The organism is Clostridioides sp. LIBA-2809, assembly GCF_056688965.1.
On record NZ_CP197004.1, the window covers coordinates 1879572 to 1897314 of the forward strand.

Consider the following 17743-nt stretch of genomic DNA (forward strand, 5'->3'; position numbering starts at 1 on the left):
TATTCATAAAATTTAATTTAAAACATCAGATTCTATCAAAATATCTCCATCTATTAAAGTTACATTATTGATTACTAATCGTGTTGAATCTGATAGATGATTTACTCCTTTTCCAGAAACGAATGTAGGTGCGTCTTTACCACCTATAATTTTAGGGGATAAAAATAATTTGACTTTATCAACTAATTTATTTCTAAATAGACTATCATTAAGTGTAGAGCCTCCCTCAACTAGGACAGAATCAATGTTTAATTCTCCTAATTTATACATTACAAATTCCAAATCTACTAAGTTATTTTTCTGAGGAGAAATTATGACTTCAACATTATTTTCTCTTAATATTGATAATTTTTTACTGTCTTTACAACATGTGAAAACTATAGTTTTACTAGTTTTATCCTCAACCAAATTACTATTAATTGGCAATTTTAGGTTTGTATCTATTACTATTCTTGTAGGGTGAGATATTTCATCTTGATTAAGTCTACAAGTTAGTAAGGGATTATCATTTAAAACTGTGTTTATGCCAACCATTATACTATGATACTTATTTCTGTATTTATGAGTTAGGTACCTTGATGACTCATTAGATATCCATTTTGATTCTAGTGATTTTGTAGCAATTTTACCATCTAGACTTACTGCTGATTTTACAATACAAAGGGGTCTTTTATTTTTTATGTAATAAAAAAATATTTCGTTTAATTCTCTTGCTTCTTCTTCTAATATTCCTACAGTAACATCAATGTTGTTATCTTTTAATTTTTTTACTCCATTACCACAAACAAGCGGGTTTGGGTCTAGTGTAGATATGACAACTCTTTTAATCTTATTTTGAATAATTTTATCAACACAAGGAGGTGTTTTTCCATAATGAGAACATGGTTCTAAATTTACATAAAGAGTAGAGTCTTTTAGGCTTTGTTTAGTATCGTTTATAGCATTTACTTCAGCATGATTAGAGCCAAATTTCTCATGATATCCTTTGCCTATTATCTCACTATCTTTAACAATTACACATCCAACTAGTGGGTTTGGATTTGTAAAACCTTCTCCTTTTTTAGCCAATTCAATAGCTTTTTTCATATAATAAATGTCTTTTTCTTTTTGATTTACAAAATTCAAAATATGTACACCTCCTGTTTAATTAGATAATTTTTAAACAAAAAACCCTGAGAATTAACTCAGGGTTTAGAATAATCTACAATAAATGTTTAATAAGAGTACAACAAAATTGCTCTACAAAAAAACTCATTAAACATATCTTCTTCCATCCAGACTTTACTGTCGGCTTTGGAATTTAACCAAATCAACCAAATTTTACCTTGGCTCGCGGGCTGTACCGCCGATTGGGAATTTCACCCTACCCCGAAGATTAAGTATTAAATTTATATTTAGAATGTATCATAAATTATTTTACTTTGCAAACTATTTTTTTCAAAAAATATGTTAATATATAATATAGAATGTCTATAAACTTTGGAATAATGCGATTGTGAATATAAAAATAAAAATTTGAACATAATCAGGAAAGAAGTCTAATTAATTTAAATTAGGAGAGAAATATATGAATAAAAAACCTTTAGAAATATTATCAAAATACTATGGATATACAAGTTTTAGAAAAGGTCAGGAAGCTATAATAAATTCTATTTTGAGCGAAAAAGATGTACTAGCTATAATGCCAACTGGAGGTGGTAAATCCATCTGTTATCAACTTCCAGCGTTGATATTAGATGGAATGACAATAGTAATTTCTCCACTTATATCTCTTATGAAAGACCAAGTGGATGCTTTAAAGGCTATGGGAATTAACGCAGCTTTTATAAATAGTTCATTAAGTAACAAAGAATTCAATGAAATATTAAATAACATTAGAAAAAATAATTATAAAATACTCTATATAGCTCCAGAGAGATTAGATGCACAGGAATTTCTTGAACTAATAAATAATAACAACATAAGTCAAATCGCAATAGATGAAGCGCATTGTGTATCTCAATGGGGACATGATTTTAGGTTGAGCTATAGAAGGATTTCCGATTTTATAAAGAATTTGCCTAAAAGACCTATAATTACAGCATTTACAGCAACAGCTTCAGAAGAGGTACGAGCTGATATAATAAATTTATTGTGCTTAGAAAATCCAGACTGTTATATAACAGGTTTTGATAGAGATAACTTATCAATAAATATAGTAAAATCATCTAGTAAAAATAAATATATTTTAGATTATATTAAAAATCATAAGAATGAGTCTGGAATTATATACGTTGCAACTAGAAAGGAAGTTGAAAATATACATAATGGATTATCTAAGAGAAATATATCTGTGTCAAAATATCATGCAGGTTTATCTAAAAATGAAAGAAGTAAAAATCAAGAAGACTTTATAAACGATGATGTAGATATAATGATAGCAACGAACGCCTTTGGAATGGGTATTGACAAACCTAATATAAGATGGGTTATACACTACAACATGCCCCAAAGTATAGAAAACTATTATCAAGAAATAGGTAGAGCTGGTAGAGATGGAGAAAAAAGTGAATGTGTGCTTTTATTTTCTCCAGGAGATGTACATATACAAAAATATTTAATCGATATTGGAGTTGAGAATCCTGAAAGAAAATTGTTTCAACATAAGAAGCTTCAATATATGATTGACTTGGTTTACAGTAATTCATGTTATAGAAGGACAATATTGAATTACTTTGGAGAAAATTATATAGAAGATTGTAATAATTGTAGTAACTGTTTAGTAGAAGGTGAAATAGTAGATAAGACTATAGATGCTCAAAAAGTCATTTCATGTGTAGCTAGAATGAAAAGAAGTTATGGCGTTACTACTATTGTAGATGTACTTAGAGGTTCTAAAAATAAAAAGATTTTACAACTTGGACTAAACACCTTATCTACATATAATATTATGAGAGATTATTCAAGTGAAGATTTAAAGAACTTTATAAATACATTGGTTTCTCATGGTTTCTTGGATTTGGTTGAGACTTTAGGTAATGGAAATAGAGGAAGTTTTCCAACAATAAGATTGAATGATATGTCTATGAAAGTTTTAAAAGGTCAAGTGAAAGTAGAATTTAAAGAAATTGTGATTACAAAATCATTAGAGGTAGAAGATGAGTTATATAGTGTATTAAGAGAGCTTAGACACTCAATTGCAAGTGAAGAAAGAATAGCTCCATATATGGTATTTGGAGATGGGACACTTAGGGCTATGTCTAGTAGTTATCCAGTTAATAAAGAAGAAATGTTAGATATATCTGGAGTAGGGGAAATTAAGTATCAAAAATATGGTAGAGACTTTGAAACAGCAATTAAAGAATATGTCGAAAAAAATAATATAACTAAACAATATAAAGAAAAAAATGTCGATTTAGAGAGTGTTAATAGTGAATTCTTTGAGGTTAATTCAGATAATGCTCTATATGAAAAACTATTAAGCATTAGAGAAGAATATGCAACAAAAGAAAAATTACCTCCATATATGGTTTTATCCAATAAGGCTTTGAAAGAAATAAGTGGAAGATATCCGCTTGATGAAGAGCAACTGAAAGATATTTCAGGTATAGGTGGGGTAAAAATTGAAAAGTATGGAGCTAGTATTTTAGATGAAGTCAAACAATATGTAAAAGAAAATGATATTAATGTTATTTGGGATAAAAAGGGTAAAAGGAAGCTAATACTAGATGGAGAAAGTAGAAAAAATAATGAAATAGCATTAGATTTATTAAATCAAGGAAAGGATATACAAAGTATTAGTCAAGAAATAGAGGTTTCATTATCAACCATCATTGGATATGTACATGATTATGTAAAGGATGGAAATAGCATAACATTTGAATTAGAATTAGAAAATTTCTATGATGAAGATGAAAAGAAAATGATTTTAGAAGTTTGTGAAAAAGTAGGATATGATAATTTAAATAACATAAAAAGAAAACTTCCAGATTCAATAAAGTATGAAAACATAAGAGCTGTGATGCTTGATTCTTATCTTAAAAATTTAAAAAATAATATTATGCCAGAGTAATTTTTAACATATCCAAAAATAAAATTTGTATTATTGTGTTGAACTAATATTTTTGCTGTGTTATACTGAATTTGTAAAAATAATGAAAAATTAGAGCTAGGGGCGCTAGAATTGGCTAGCTGAGAGATAAAGCCGTAACTTACAAACCCTAATAACCTGATCAAGATAATGCTTGCGAAGGGAAGCTTTTAATATAATTTTGTTACATAAATAGACAAATTATTTAATTTTAGGGAAAATTTGTCTAAGTGTATATATGATTATAAGAGTGCTTTCCAAACAAGGAAAAGCACTTTTTTTATTTTCAAAAACTATAACTTTAATCTTGGAGGATTGTAATATGAATTATACAACACAAATGGATGCTGCTAGAAAAGGCATAATAACTAAAGAAATGGAAATCGTTTCTCAAAAAGAGCAAGTAGATGTGAATGAATTAAGAGAATTAATAGCAAATGGACAAGTTGTTATACCTGCTAATAAAAATCATAAATCTTTAAGTGCAGAAGGTGTAGGTAAAAATTTAAGAACAAAAATAAATGTAAATCTAGGAATTTCAAGAGATTGTAAGGATATAGAAAAAGAACTTGAAAAAGTTAGAGTAGCAATAGACATGAAAGCTGAAGCTATAATGGATTTGAGTAACTATGGTAAAACTAGAGAATTTAGAGAAAAAGTGGTTGAAATGTCACCTGCAATGATAGGTTCAGTACCTATGTACGATGCAGTGGGATATTTAGAGAAAGAATTAAAAGATATAACAGAAGAAGAGTTTTTAAATGTAATAAAACAGCATGCGATTGATGGAGTTGACTTTATTACTATACATGCAGGTCTTACAAGAAATGTTTGCCAAAAGATAAAAAATCATGAAAGATTAACTCATATAGTATCTCGTGGTGGTTCTCTGTTATTTGCATGGATGGAATTGAATAATAAGGAAAATCCTATTTACACTAATTTTGATAAAATATTGGATATATGCGAGGAATACGATGTTACATTGAGTTTAGGAGATGCTTGTAGACCTGGTTGTATAAAAGATTCTACTGATGGTGTTCAAATTCAAGAACTTGTAGTATTAGGTGAACTTACTAAGAGAGCATGGGAAAGAAATGTACAAGTAATGATAGAAGGACCTGGTCACATGGCTATTGATGAGATAGAAGCAAATGTAGTATTAGAAAAGAGATTGTGTCATGGAGCACCTTTTTATGTTCTTGGACCATTAGTTACAGATATAGCACCAGGTTATGACCATATAACAAGTGCAATAGGAGGAGCTTTAGCATGTGCTAAAGGAGTAGACTTTTTATGTTATGTAACTCCAGCAGAACACTTGAGATTACCTAATTTAGATGACATGAAAGAAGGCATAATAGCTGCAAAAATAGCTGCTCATGCAGGAGATATAGCTAAAAATGTTAAAGGTGCTCGTGAATGGGATAATAAGATGAGTAAGGCTAGAGCTGATTTAGACTGGTGTGAGATGTTTAGACTTGCAATAGATCCTGAAAAAGCCAAGAGATATAGAGATGAATCAACTCCTACTCATGAAGATAGCTGTACTATGTGTGGAAAAATGTGTTCAATGAGAACGGTTAAGAAAATATTAAACAATGAGGAGCTTAATTTAATATAATTTATGACTAGAATAAAATAAATTTAAAAAGAGGAGGTGATTTAGTGAAGGTTAATGGGAAGGACATTGAATTTAAAGAAAAATTAACTATAGTAGATTTATTAAATAAATATAATTTAAAAAATGATAGAGTTGTAGTCGAGGTAAATCTAGAAATAATTGAAGAATCTAACTACAGTACATATGTATTAAAAGATGAAGATATTATAGAACTTATTAGCTTTATTGGAGGTGGTTAAAATAAAAATATTTGTAAATGAATTATTAACAGATGTTGAAGAAAATACAACTGCCTACAAAGTTAGAGATAGTTACAATCATAAATGTGACGTATTAGTGTTAAATGGATATCCAATTAAAACAGATATTCCCCTTTGTGAGAACGATAAATTAACACTTATACAAAAGGGAGTCAAGCCATCATTTGATGAGTTGGAAAGCTTGTTGATTGCTAGACATACTCCTAATACACATAATAAGTTAAAAAAAGGGAAGGTTGCTATATTGGGGTTAGGGGGACTTGGTTCCAATATAGCTATCTCTTTATCAAGAATTGGAGTGGGGGAACTTTTACTTATAGACTATGATGTTGTAGAACCGTCTAATTTAAATAGACAGCAGTATTTTATTGATGATATTGGAAAACTAAAAACTGATGCTATGATAGAAAATATAAAAAAAATAAATCCTTTTATTAAATTAAGTAAACGAGATATTTTTTTAAACAAACATAATATGGATGCTATTAAAGATTCGGATTTGATAATTGAAGCATTTGATGATGCTTCATGTAAGGCACAGGTTTGTAACTATGTATTAATCAATTTAAAAGATAAATATCTAATAGCATCATCAGGTATGGCAGGATACTATGATTCAAATATAATAACTACTAAGAAGATAAAAGACAAGTTTTATATATGTGGGGATTTTGTAAACGAAGCTAAAATTGGTGAAGGTCTTATGGCTCCAAGAGTCGCTATCTGTGCAAACCACATGGCAAACTTGGCAACACAAATACTTATAGATATGTAAATACTAAAAATAAACATAAAAAAGATTGAATATTAAAAAAATTGCACATGGAGGGAAATAATATGGATAAATTGGTACTTGGTGGACATGAATTCAGTAGCAGATTATTGGTTGGAACAGGTAAATATGGTTCAAATAATATATTGCCTGAGGTAATAAAAGAAAGTGGAAGTGAAATAATAACGATGGCACTTAGAAGAGTAGATTTAGATAACAAACAAGAAAATATATTGACATATATTCCAAAAGAAATGACAATACTTCCAAATACATCAGGAGCTACTAATGCAGAGGAAGCAGTAAGAATAGCTAGAATATCTAGAAAAATGGGATGTGGAGATTTTATAAAAATAGAAGTAATATCGGATACTAGATATTTACTTCCTGATAATGAAGAAACTATAAAAGCTACAAAAATACTTGCTGACGAAGGTTTTATAGTTCTTCCATATATGACACCAGACCTTTATGCTGGAAGAAGACTTATAGAAGCAAATGCAGCAGCAGTTATGCCTCTTGGAGCTCCAATTGGTTCAAATAGAGGTCTTCAAATGAAAGAAATGATAAGAATAATGATAGATGAATTAGACATACCAATAATAGTCGATGCGGGTATTGGGAAACCATCTCAAGCTATGGAAGCTATGGAAATGGGAGCTGATGCTGTACTCGTTAACACTGCAATAGCTTCAGCAGGAAATCCTGTGCAGATGGCTAGAGCATTCAAACTGGCTGTAGAAGGTGGAAGAGAAGCATATCTCGCAAAAACAGGAAGTGTATCAGAATTTGCAAACGCATCTTCTCCTTTAACAGGTTTTTTAGGCAATTTATAGAAAGTGGTGATTGGTGATGAGTTTTTATGATGTAATAGAAAAATATAGAGATTTTGATTTTGATGGATATTTAAATAATGTTATAGATAATGATGTTTTAAGAAGTTTATCAAAGGACAAGCTTGAAGATTTTGATATATTAAATTTGCTTTCTAAAACTGCTGTAAAACATTTAGAAGCCATGGCACAGAAAGCACATAAATTAAGCGTTCAATATTTTGGAAAAACAGTATGTTTATATACGCCAATGTATATAGCAAATTATTGTGTCAATCAATGTGTTTACTGTAGCTATAATATAAAAAGTGGAATAAAAAGAAAAAAATTAACAATGGATGAAATTAGACAAGAGGGAAATGTAATTTCAAAAGAGGGTTTTAAACATTTGCTTGTTTTGACTGGAGAAAGTAGTTTTCATTCAAGTGTAGAGTATATAGGTGAAGCTATAGAAATATTAAGAGAGAAATTTCCATCTATAGGTATAGAAGTCTATCCAATGGAAGTAGAAGAATATAAGTATATTGTAGATAAAGGTGTTGAAGGTTTAACAGTATATCAAGAAACTTATGATGAGGAAATATACAAGAAAGTTCACATAAAAGGGCCAAAATCAAATTATAAATTCAGATTAGATGCTCCTGAAAGAGGGGCAAAAGCAGGGATGAGGACTTTATCAATAGGTGCACTTTTAGGGCTAAATGATTTTAGAAAAGAAACCTTTTTTACAATATTGCATGGGAAATATTTAAAAACAAAATATCCTCATATTGAGCTTTCATATTCAACACCAAGAATGAGACCTTTTAAAGGATGTTTTGAAGAATTAGTAGATATAAGTGATACTGATTTAGTTCAAGCTATGGTATGTATGAGATTATTTGACCCTCATGCAGCAATAAATATATCAACTAGAGAAAATTTAGAAATGAGAAGTCATATAATACCTCTAGGAGTAACTAAATTGAGTGCAGGTGTCTCTACTGATGTAGGAGGACATTCTCAAGATGAACATGATACTGCCCAATTTAAAATAAATGATGAAAGCACTGTTGCAGATGTAGAGAAGATGTTAAACTCAATTGGATATCAACATGTATTTAAAGATTGGGAAAGATTTTAGATGTATTTAATAACAAACAGAAAATTAGTATATAGTGAAGAAAGATACTTAGATGTTATTAAAGAATCTATATTGAGTGGTATAAAAAACATTATAATAAGAGAAAAAGACTTAGAATATGAAGAATTAAATAAACTATATATGAAAATAAAAACCAAAATCAATTGTGTAGATTTGAAAGAACAAATATTAAATGAAAACTTGAAGATTAGTACAAATCAGAAAGAAAGTATTAATAAACTTAAGGTTAACTTTATAATAAATAGTAATATTGAATTTTTTGAAAAAACAGATTGCCAAGGGATTCATCTTCCTTTTAAAGGATTCTTGGACTTAATTGAAAATAATTACAGTTTTAATAAAAATAAAATACTAGGATTATCTTTACATAAAATAGATGAAGTAGAATATTTAGAAAAATTGATAAGAAATAAAAATATAAAAATAGATTACATAACTTTATCACATATATATGAAACTAAATGTAAAGAAGAACTACATCCAAAGGGAATTGAGTTTTTAAAGGAAGCTAAGAAGATTACTGATATTAAGATAGTTGCACTAGGAGGAATTTTACCATCTAATGTCAAAGAAACATTAAAATACTGTGATGATTTTGCTGTAATGTCAACTATAATGAAATCTAAAGATATTAAAAAAACAATCTCAAATTATAATGAAAAAATTGAATTACTAAAATAGTATATTGAATCGTTAATTTAAAGAAAAATAAAAAAGCTATCTTTTAAAATTTAAAAGATAGCTTTTTTATTTTATATCTTTGCTAATAAAAAATTGTAAAAAGGGAAAACTTTAGTCAGAGAGATTAAACAATATCCTAAAAATATTTAAAATTTAGTAAAGTATGGAGGACATTATAATGACTGACAGTAAAAAGAAACGATTTATTATACCACACACTTTTACAATAATATTTTTACTAATAGTCTTAATGGCAATATTGACTTGGATAGTACCAAGTGGTGAATTTAGTAGAGAAGATGTAGAAGGTAGAATGGTAGTTGTACCAGGGACTTATCAAAGTGTAGAAAGTAATCCTCAAGGATTTGCAGATGTTTTTAAAGCACCAATAGAAGGTTTTATTGATTCAGCAGAGGTTGTAGGATTTGTCTTAATAGTTGGAGGTGCTTTTGGTATTGTAAATAGAACTGGAGCTATAGAAGCAGGAATAGCATCAGTTATATCTAAGTTTAAAGGAAAAGAACTTCTTATAATTCCAATATCAATGATTTTATTTGGACTTGGAGGTACTACGTTTGGGATGGCAGAAGAAACATTACCATTTTATATGATATTTGTTCCGCTTATGACGTCCTTAGGATATGATTCTCTAACCGCCATAGCAATTGTATTTATAGGAGCAGCAGCAGGAGCCGCAGCTTCAACAATAAACCCATTCTCGGTTGGTATTGCACAGGCACTAGCACAACTTGCACCAGGTTCAGGAGTAGCATATAGAGTAGTTATTTTTATAGCTTATATATTAATAAGTATAGCATTTGTTATGTATTATGCTAAGAAAGTTAAAGAAAATCCTGAAAGTTCAATAGTGTATGAAATAGATAAAAATAACAAGTCAATACTTAATCAAACTTCAACAGAAATAAAAGAATTTACTTTTAAAGAAGTATCTGTTCTTGCTATATTTGGAATAGGTATGGCGATAATGATTTGGGGTGTTTTAAGTCAAGGATGGTACATTCCAGAGATATCAATGTGTTTTGCTGCTATAGGTGTACTTTCTGGTTTGGTTGGTAGATTATCTCAAATTGAAATTTCAGAAAGTTTTATAGATGGAGCAAAAGATTTAGCATCAGCTGCTCTTGCCATAGCCTTAGCTCGTGGAATCGTAATAATTGCTCAAAATGGATTTATAATAGATACTATATTAAATTCCGCAGCAGCTTTTTTAGGCGGACTTCCAAAAGTTATATTTGTATATTTATCTTTCTTCTTGGAAGCTGCATTGGCATTTTTAATTCCATCATCTTCAGGTCTTGCTTCACTTACAGTACCTGTACTCGCTCCTCTTGGTGATTTAGTTAATATATCAGCTCAGGTAATAGTAACCGCTTATCAATTTGGGGTAGGTCTTACAAACTTTATAACTCCAACTTCAGGGGTATTGATGGGAGCACTTGCAGTAGCTCATATTCCTTTTTCAAAATGGGTTAGATTTATAATGCCTATATTGTTGATTTTAACAGCTGTATCTCTAGTTTTCTTAACAATAGGTATATATATAGGATTTTAATTAAAGATAGTTTAATTTAATATATTTAGAAATTATATAAAAAACCAAAAATATGATTTTCAATAAATTGCCACTAAATTACTTAGTGGCAATTTATTTTTTATATAATAAATGACAAAATATCCTAACAAATCTATATTTTCTCCTCAAATCTCTTAAATTGTATACATTTAATCTACTTACTCTTGTTTTCTATGTCAAATTAGCTAAATAAAATTAAATTAAAAGTCAAAAAACTAAATAAATTAATTCTAATTTGAAATATATATGAAGGTTTTTGGAGAATACTTACTTATAGTAGTAAAAAATGTTAAAATAAGAGTGTAATCAAATATAAAGAACTGAAATAGCTAACAGTTATTAAATATAGGAGTGTAAAAATTTATGGGATTAAAAGAATTTGATTTTATTGAAGAGTCTATTGATATGTTGAGGACAATGTCTCCAACGTTAGAAACTATATCAGATGAAATAGAAGAGTATTTTGAAAATATCTTGGATGAAAAGAATCAAGAATATATAAATGTAACCTCTAGAATAAAATCAGAATCAAGTTTAAGGGAAAAGATAATTAGAAATAGATATTTAAAAAAATATGGAGAAGCAAGTAACCTTATTCACAATGTCTCTGACTTAATAGGTTTAAGAATTGAGTGCAGATTTATTGAGGATGAAAATAAGATATATAGACTTTTAAGGAGATATTTTAACAAAACAGATGATAAAATAAACTACTATAATAAAGAAAATAAGAATATTAAATTAAAGTTATCTGAGAGACAACCTAATAAACAAAAAAATGGATTCGAAATATATAAAATAGATGGAGTTTTTGCATATTTAGATAGAGAAGTAAAATTTGAGCTTCAAATTAAATCTCTTGTAAATGTGTTTTGGAGTGAAATTGAACATAAAATAATTTATAAAAATAACACATATTTACTTGCTGACAAATTTATAAAGGATATGATGGACTCTATAAAGAATAATCTTACTATGATTGATAATCAGCTTTTAAGTATTTACAAAAACTTTCATTCAGGAAAGTCTTTTAATATGAAAGTAAGTAAAAAGGAAATTGAAAAATTATTTGCAAAATTAGTATACGATGCTTTTTCTGAAAAGATGAACAAAAGTATAGGTTTCGTTGTAGATTTTAAAAAGCCATGCGAGACTATATTAAGTTATTCTTTTAATAAACAAGATATAAGTGATGAAGTTTTAGGTAATTTTATGCTTGATGAGTTTGCGAGATTAAATGAAATTGTAAATAAGGATATAGATTTTAATGAGCAAATAGAGTTTGAAAGAGAACCAACATTTGATGATAAATTTTGTAAAGACCTAGGGAATCACTTTAGAAGTAGATTAAATACGGAATTCCCATGGAATCTATTTTTTAGAATATTGTTTGAAATAGAGCCATGTAACAATACAGAAGACTTTGAAAATTTTGTAGAGTTTATAAAAGAAAATGTACTACTAGAAGAAAATAGAGAACAACTTTTATGTCAATTTGAAGAAAATAGTCAATTTATAATTGAAGATATGTATGAATGTATATTCAATAGCATAAGTGAGATTGATAGTGTTGAAATTTTGTATAATTATAATCTTGAAAAAATAAATTTCACATCAAGTGAAATTATAAATTGTATATGTAGAGAATATGAATGCTATGGTGAATATTTAGAAGAAAAAGAAAAGCTTATGAACGCATTTAGAGAAAAAATTATTCAAATTTTTGAGTAATCAATCAATGTTGAAATGGCGCTAATGCGCCATTTTTCAAATATGTATAAATTTATTAAAAGTATTTTAAAGGAGGCGATTTGTATAGAGAAAACAGGTGTAATTTTGGCAGGGGGAAAAAATTCTAGAATGGGAAGAAATAAAGCTTTTCTAGAATTACATGAAAAGCCTTTTATTGAAATTGCAATAGAAGTATTTAAAAATTTTGATGAAGTAATAATAATATCTAATAATGAAGAATTATATTCTAAATATAATATTAAAGTTTATAGTGATATAATAAAAAATATTGGCCCAATTGGGGGAATATATACTGCTCTTGAATATGCAAAGTATGATATAGTTATAGTTGCTTGTGATATGCCATATCTAAATAATGAAATAGTTGAAAGAATAGCTAATGAAATGGATGATAAAAGTGTGATTTCAGTGACAAATGGAAAGTTACAACCATTGTGTTCTGGGTATAAAAAGAGTATAATAAATAAGGTATCTTTATGTATAGAGGGAAATGATTTAAAGCTCAGAAGCCTTATAGACAAAATAGATAAAAGCTATATATACTTTGATGATGAAGATTTATTTTTAAATGTAAATACTGTTAATGAGTATAAAAAATTAACTGGAGTTTAATTAGCTATAGTTATAAAATAGAGTAGGATTTATATGGAGGAGAGTTTATGAATTTACTTAAATGCGATTCTTGGGCAGTAATATTAAATAATAGCGATGAAGGAAGTAAAGCATATAAAATACTAGATGAACTTAAAAAGAATATGTACAAAGTTGTTGCTATAGATGAAGAAAAAAAACCTATTGAAGGTATAGATGTATATGAGTGTTTAAAAGATGTGCCACACAATATTGATGTTGTGGCTATTATTGACAAACAACCTAAGATGGATGTAATTTTAGAAGAAGTAGAACTTTTAGATATACAAAACATTTGGTTTGAAAAAGGAAGTTTTAGTGAAATGATGATTAAAAAGATTAAAGATTTAAAATTGAATGTAGAATATAATTTAAATTTATATGATGAGTTAACTAAATAATAAAAGATATAACTAGTTAGCCAAACACATTATTTTATAGTATAGATTAACTAATGAAACATTAAGTTACAATATTTGTTAAAAAAGTTATAAGTTACATGATATAATATATTAAATAGGATATAAAGGAGTTGATATATTATGTTAATAGTGACTACAGAAAAAGTTGAAGGCAAAAAAATATCAGAAGTTCTAGGACTAGTTAGAGGCAGTACAATAAGAGCAAAACATGTTGGAAAAGATATAGGAGCAAGCTTTAAAAATCTTGTTGGAGGAGAACTTACAGGATATAATGAAATGCTTACTGAAGCAAGACAAATTGCTATAGGTAGAATGGTTGAAGATGCAGAAGCTAAAGGTGCAAATGCAATAATAGCATTTAGACTATCTTCAGCTTCAGTTATGCAAGGTGCAGCAGAAATGCTTGCTTATGGAACAGCAGTTATTTTAGAAGATGGTAATAATGCATTTGAAAAATAAAATATAAATAGTTAAAAAAGAGGCATCTTTTAAAAATTTTATGGATGCCTTTTTTTGTTTGAAAAAACTGATATAAGAAAGAATTTTAATTGTTATGATAATAAAATGGGATGATATTATATAAATAAATAAAATTATATTATATAATATATGGTATAGACTTAAAAACTTTTATTAGTAGAGAAAAATATGGATAATGTTATAATAGTTATAGAAATTGAACGTAATTGTACATTTGCTATATAGATTATATATATACTAGTTTTATATTTTGAATAATTATAAATCAATATCTTTTATTTTGCGAACGTTGGAATAATAAAAAATGTATGTACTAATAGGTTATATGATAAAAAAAGTAGATATAATTGTTATATTGCTGAGAAAAATGGAAATAAAATAGAGTAAGTTTTATTAACTGAGTTTTTATTTATAAGGATTTAATCAATGTATAAAGGGGTGAAATTATATGTTTAATGTTGCAATTATAACACTTAGTGATAAAGGATACGAAGGAAAAAGAGAAGATATAACAGGGAAAAAATTAACTGAGTTTGTTGAAAATACAGGAGATTATAAAGTCATTGAATATGTATTGATAAAAGATGACAAGGAAATGTTAAAAGAAAATATTATAAAACTTTGTGATAGTAATAAAATAGATTTAATTCTTACTAATGGAGGTACTGGTTTTTCAAAAAGAGACATAACTCCAGAAGCTACTAAAGAGGTATTAGAAAAAGAGATACCAGGTTTGAGCGAATATATGAGAATGAAATCTACAGAAATTACTAAAAAAGCTATACTAAGTAGGGGTGTAAGTGGAATAAGAAATAATTCTATAATAATAAATTTACCTGGGAGTCCTAAAGGTGCAGTTGAAAATCTAAGTTTTATAATTGATGTTCTAGACCATGGTATAGAAATCTTAAGAGGAGAAGCTACAGAATGTGCCACTAAAAATAAATAGTATATAATTTAGATAGATAAAAAATAGACAAAGAGGTAGATAGAGTATGATTGATAAGTATGGGAGAAAAATAGACTACCTTCGTATTTCACTTACAGATAAGTGTAATTTAAGGTGTGTCTATTGTATGCCACCAGATGTAAAATTTGATAAAAATTATATAAATGAAAATCTAAGTTTTGAAGATTATAAATTTATTATAAAGGCTATGTCAGAACAAGGAATAACCAAGGTTAGGTTTACTGGAGGAGAGCCTCTTTTATATCCTAAATTGAATGAGCTTATAAAGTTTACAAAAGAAGAATGTGGAATAAATAATATAGGAATGACAACTAATGCTATTGGGCTTTCTGATAGAATATTTGAGCTTGAAAAATGTGGTTTAAATAAAGTTAATATAAGTTTAGATTCTTTGAAGGAATATAAGTATAAATCTGTAACAAGAGGCGGAAATTTAAAAGATGTCTTAAAATCGATTGAATCTTGTTTAAATTTAGGCATAAAAGTAAAACTAAACTGTGTTGCTATAAGTGGATTTAATGATGATGAACTTAAAGATTTTATGTTTTTAACTGTTAAATCACCAATTGATGTAAGATTTATAGAGCTTATGCCATTAGGTGAAGCCAATAGAGTTTATAAAAAGGGTTATTTTAATGTAAAAGAAATGGTTGAAAAAATATATGGATTATATAAAGTTAAAAATGAAGAGAAAAGTACAGCAGAATATTATATGTTTAAAGGAGCTAAAGGAAGAATAGGAATTATAACTCCATTAAGTTGTTCATTTTGCAACACATGTAATCGCATTAGACTTACTTCTAGTGGTGCAATAAAATTGTGTCTACATTCAAAAGAAGAAATAGATATAAAGCCATTTTTACATAAACCGTTGTTATTCAGGGAATCTATGAAAGATATAATAAAACAGAAACCAGAAAAACATCATTTAATAGAAAATAAATGTAGTGATACAAATAGACGTATGTATGAAATTGGAGGATAAGTAATGTTAACACACATAAATGAAAAGGGATATGCCAAGATGGTGGATATAAGTGAAAAAAATGATACTAAAAGAATCGCCATGGCAACGGCTACCATTACTCTTAGTAAGGAAGCTTTAGAAAAAGTAAAAAATGGTCAGATAAAAAAAGGAGATGTGTTGTCTGTGGCTCAAGTTGCAGGTATAATGGGAGCTAAAAATACATCTTCAAATATACCAATGTGTCATCAGATTAAATTAGTTGGATGTGATTTGGAATTTGATATAGATGATTCTATGTCTGCTATTAAGATATATGCAACTTGTAAATCTCTTGGAAAGACTGGAGTAGAAATGGAAGCCTTAAGTGCATGTTCTTTAGCAGCACTTACAATTTATGATATGTGTAAAGCAGTTGATAAAAAAATGGTTATAAGTAATATACATCTTGTGGAGAAGTCTGGTGGAAAATCAGGAGACTTTAAATTTGAGTAATTAATATTATATGGGTGAAAATTTGGAGGAAATATGGCTAAGGTAGTGTCAATAAATATAAGTGAGAAAAAGGGTGTAATTAAGGTTCCTGTACAATGTGCAGAATTAAAAATAAATCATGGGATAGTTGGAGATGCACATGCTGGGAACTGGCATCGTCAGATAAGCTTACTTGGAAAAGAAAGTATAGATAAAATGAAAATGAAAGGTTTTGACCAATTAAAATATGGAGATTTTGCTGAGAATATAACTACAGAAGGGATAGAAGTATTTTCATTACCAGTTGGTACAAAACTTAGAATTGGTAATTGTGAAGTTGAAGTAACCCAAATTGGCAAAAAATGTCATAATGGGTGTGAAATTAAGAAATTAACTGGAGACTGTGTAATGCCACGAGAAGGAATTTTTGTACAGGTTCTAAAAGAAGGAATTATAAATGTGAATGATTCAATAGATGTAATTCAATAAAATTACTATTAAAATATAGTTATATGTATAATAGATATTTAAATTAAAACATTATTAATATGTAAGTATGTATTTTAAAATATAACGACTAATTTTTATAAAAATTAGTCGTTATATTTTATTTCTAAATTAAAATAGTAGTTGTATTAAGCTATGAATGTAAAATCATAGCTTTTTATTTTTTAATTTTTGGGATATATTTTTTATCTATACTCTTAGAATTATAATCTATCTAAAAATTAATTATTTTGTGCTGTATTGCTTATATTGTAAATTTATAGATAATAAAGTATAAATAATATAAATTTTGATGAAATTTTAAAAAATACATTATATAAATATAGTAATAATATAAAAATTTACATATAAAACTAAAAAATACAAGTAATTTACTTTTTGAGTTGACAAAATATTGCATATATATTATGATATAAATCATAAATTAACTATAAATAAATATTATAGATTCGTAGAAGAAGAAAGTAGCATAAAGGAATTTTACAGAGAATTAGATTTGGCTGAGAACTAATATTGGAATTTATGTGAAAAGGACTTTGGAGGATACTGTTATAATTCTGTTATAAT

Annotated in this window: 17 protein-coding genes, 2 riboswitches and 1 other annotated feature (1 of these 20 running past the window's edge); of the genes, 16 read left to right on the forward strand and 1 reads right to left on the reverse strand. The window is 27.7% G+C overall.

Annotated features, from left to right (window positions below):
• Nucleotides 1-12: 12 nt before the first annotated feature.
• The gene (ribD, locus tag ACTG44_RS09015; RefSeq protein ID WP_479921608.1) at nucleotides 13-1125 is read right to left on the reverse strand and encodes a bifunctional diaminohydroxyphosphoribosylaminopyrimidine deaminase/5-amino-6-(5-phosphoribosylamino)uracil reductase RibD; all 1113 of its coding nucleotides are present in this window, start codon (nucleotides 1123-1125) and stop codon (nucleotides 13-15) included.
• Between the two features lie 133 nt (nucleotides 1126-1258).
• Nucleotides 1259-1380: riboswitch (FMN riboswitch) on the reverse strand.
• A gap of 187 nt (nucleotides 1381-1567) precedes the next feature.
• Here ribD and recQ point away from each other — a divergent pair.
• The 16 genes from recQ (at nucleotide 1568) to ACTG44_RS09095 (ending at nucleotide 17158) form a co-directional block, all read left to right on the forward strand.
• The gene (recQ, locus tag ACTG44_RS09020) at nucleotides 1568-4051 is read left to right on the forward strand and encodes a DNA helicase RecQ (RefSeq protein ID WP_479921609.1); all 2484 of its coding nucleotides are present in this window, start codon (nucleotides 1568-1570) and stop codon (nucleotides 4049-4051) included.
• Between the two features lie 88 nt (nucleotides 4052-4139).
• Nucleotides 4140-4251, forward strand: a riboswitch (TPP riboswitch).
• Between the two features lie 140 nt (nucleotides 4252-4391).
• A complete protein-coding gene (gene thiC / locus ACTG44_RS09025; protein ID WP_021384490.1) occupies nucleotides 4392-5693 on the forward strand; it encodes a phosphomethylpyrimidine synthase ThiC in 1302 nt (433 codons plus the stop codon).
• Between the two features lie 44 nt (nucleotides 5694-5737).
• Nucleotides 5738-5932 carry a sulfur carrier protein ThiS gene (gene thiS, locus ACTG44_RS09030; RefSeq protein ID WP_021384492.1) on the forward strand — a complete coding sequence of 65 codons (195 nt, stop codon included), beginning with the start codon at nucleotides 5738-5740 and terminating at the stop codon, nucleotides 5930-5932.
• A complete protein-coding gene (thiF, locus tag ACTG44_RS09035; protein WP_479921610.1) occupies nucleotides 5925-6728 on the forward strand; it encodes a sulfur carrier protein ThiS adenylyltransferase ThiF in 804 nt (267 codons plus the stop codon). The genes thiS and thiF overlap by 8 nt, the downstream gene beginning before the upstream one ends.
• Before the next feature lie 62 nt (nucleotides 6729-6790).
• Nucleotides 6791-7561 carry a thiazole synthase gene (locus tag ACTG44_RS09040; protein ID WP_021384485.1) on the forward strand — a complete coding sequence of 257 codons (771 nt, stop codon included), beginning with the start codon at nucleotides 6791-6793 and terminating at the stop codon, nucleotides 7559-7561.
• Between the two features lie 16 nt (nucleotides 7562-7577).
• The gene (thiH, locus tag ACTG44_RS09045) at nucleotides 7578-8681 is read left to right on the forward strand and encodes a 2-iminoacetate synthase ThiH (protein ID WP_479921611.1); all 1104 of its coding nucleotides are present in this window, start codon (nucleotides 7578-7580) and stop codon (nucleotides 8679-8681) included.
• Complete coding sequence (locus tag ACTG44_RS09050) at nucleotides 8682-9383, forward strand: thiamine phosphate synthase (protein WP_479921612.1); 702 nt, start codon at nucleotides 8682-8684, stop codon at nucleotides 9381-9383.
• Between the two features lie 178 nt (nucleotides 9384-9561).
• A complete protein-coding gene (locus ACTG44_RS09055) occupies nucleotides 9562-10956 on the forward strand; it encodes a YfcC family protein (protein ID WP_021384495.1) in 1395 nt (464 codons plus the stop codon).
• A 384-nt stretch (nucleotides 10957-11340) separates the two neighbouring features.
• Nucleotides 11341-12708 (forward strand): GTP pyrophosphokinase, encoded by a 1368-nt coding sequence (locus tag ACTG44_RS09060; protein WP_021384483.1) that lies wholly within the window; start codon nucleotides 11341-11343, stop codon nucleotides 12706-12708.
• A 42-nt stretch (nucleotides 12709-12750) separates the two neighbouring features.
• The gene (locus ACTG44_RS09065) at nucleotides 12751-13341 is read left to right on the forward strand and encodes a molybdenum cofactor guanylyltransferase (protein ID WP_021384499.1); all 591 of its coding nucleotides are present in this window, start codon (nucleotides 12751-12753) and stop codon (nucleotides 13339-13341) included.
• Nucleotides 13342-13388: 47 nt separating this feature from the next.
• Entirely contained in the window at nucleotides 13389-13760 is a 372-nt protein-coding gene (locus ACTG44_RS09070) for a CoA-binding protein (RefSeq protein WP_021384501.1), read from the forward strand.
• Between the two features lie 141 nt (nucleotides 13761-13901).
• Entirely contained in the window at nucleotides 13902-14240 is a 339-nt protein-coding gene (locus ACTG44_RS09075) for a heavy metal-binding domain-containing protein (RefSeq protein WP_021384482.1), read from the forward strand.
• Nucleotides 14241-14709: 469 nt separating this feature from the next.
• Nucleotides 14710-15210 (forward strand): MogA/MoaB family molybdenum cofactor biosynthesis protein, encoded by a 501-nt coding sequence (locus ACTG44_RS09080; protein ID WP_021384481.1) that lies wholly within the window; start codon nucleotides 14710-14712, stop codon nucleotides 15208-15210.
• 46 nt (nucleotides 15211-15256) lie between these two features.
• Entirely contained in the window at nucleotides 15257-16216 is a 960-nt protein-coding gene (moaA, locus tag ACTG44_RS09085; protein ID WP_021384487.1) for a GTP 3',8-cyclase MoaA, read from the forward strand.
• A gap of 3 nt (nucleotides 16217-16219) precedes the next feature.
• On the forward strand, nucleotides 16220-16690 hold the full coding sequence (gene moaC / locus ACTG44_RS09090) for a cyclic pyranopterin monophosphate synthase MoaC (protein WP_479921613.1): 471 nt from the start codon (nucleotides 16220-16222) through the stop codon (nucleotides 16688-16690).
• Between the two features lie 33 nt (nucleotides 16691-16723).
• On the forward strand, nucleotides 16724-17158 hold the full coding sequence (locus tag ACTG44_RS09095) for an MOSC domain-containing protein (protein ID WP_021384498.1): 435 nt from the start codon (nucleotides 16724-16726) through the stop codon (nucleotides 17156-17158).
• A 461-nt stretch (nucleotides 17159-17619) separates the two neighbouring features.
• Nucleotides 17620-17743: a binding site (T-box leader), on the forward strand (it continues 88 nt past the right edge of the window).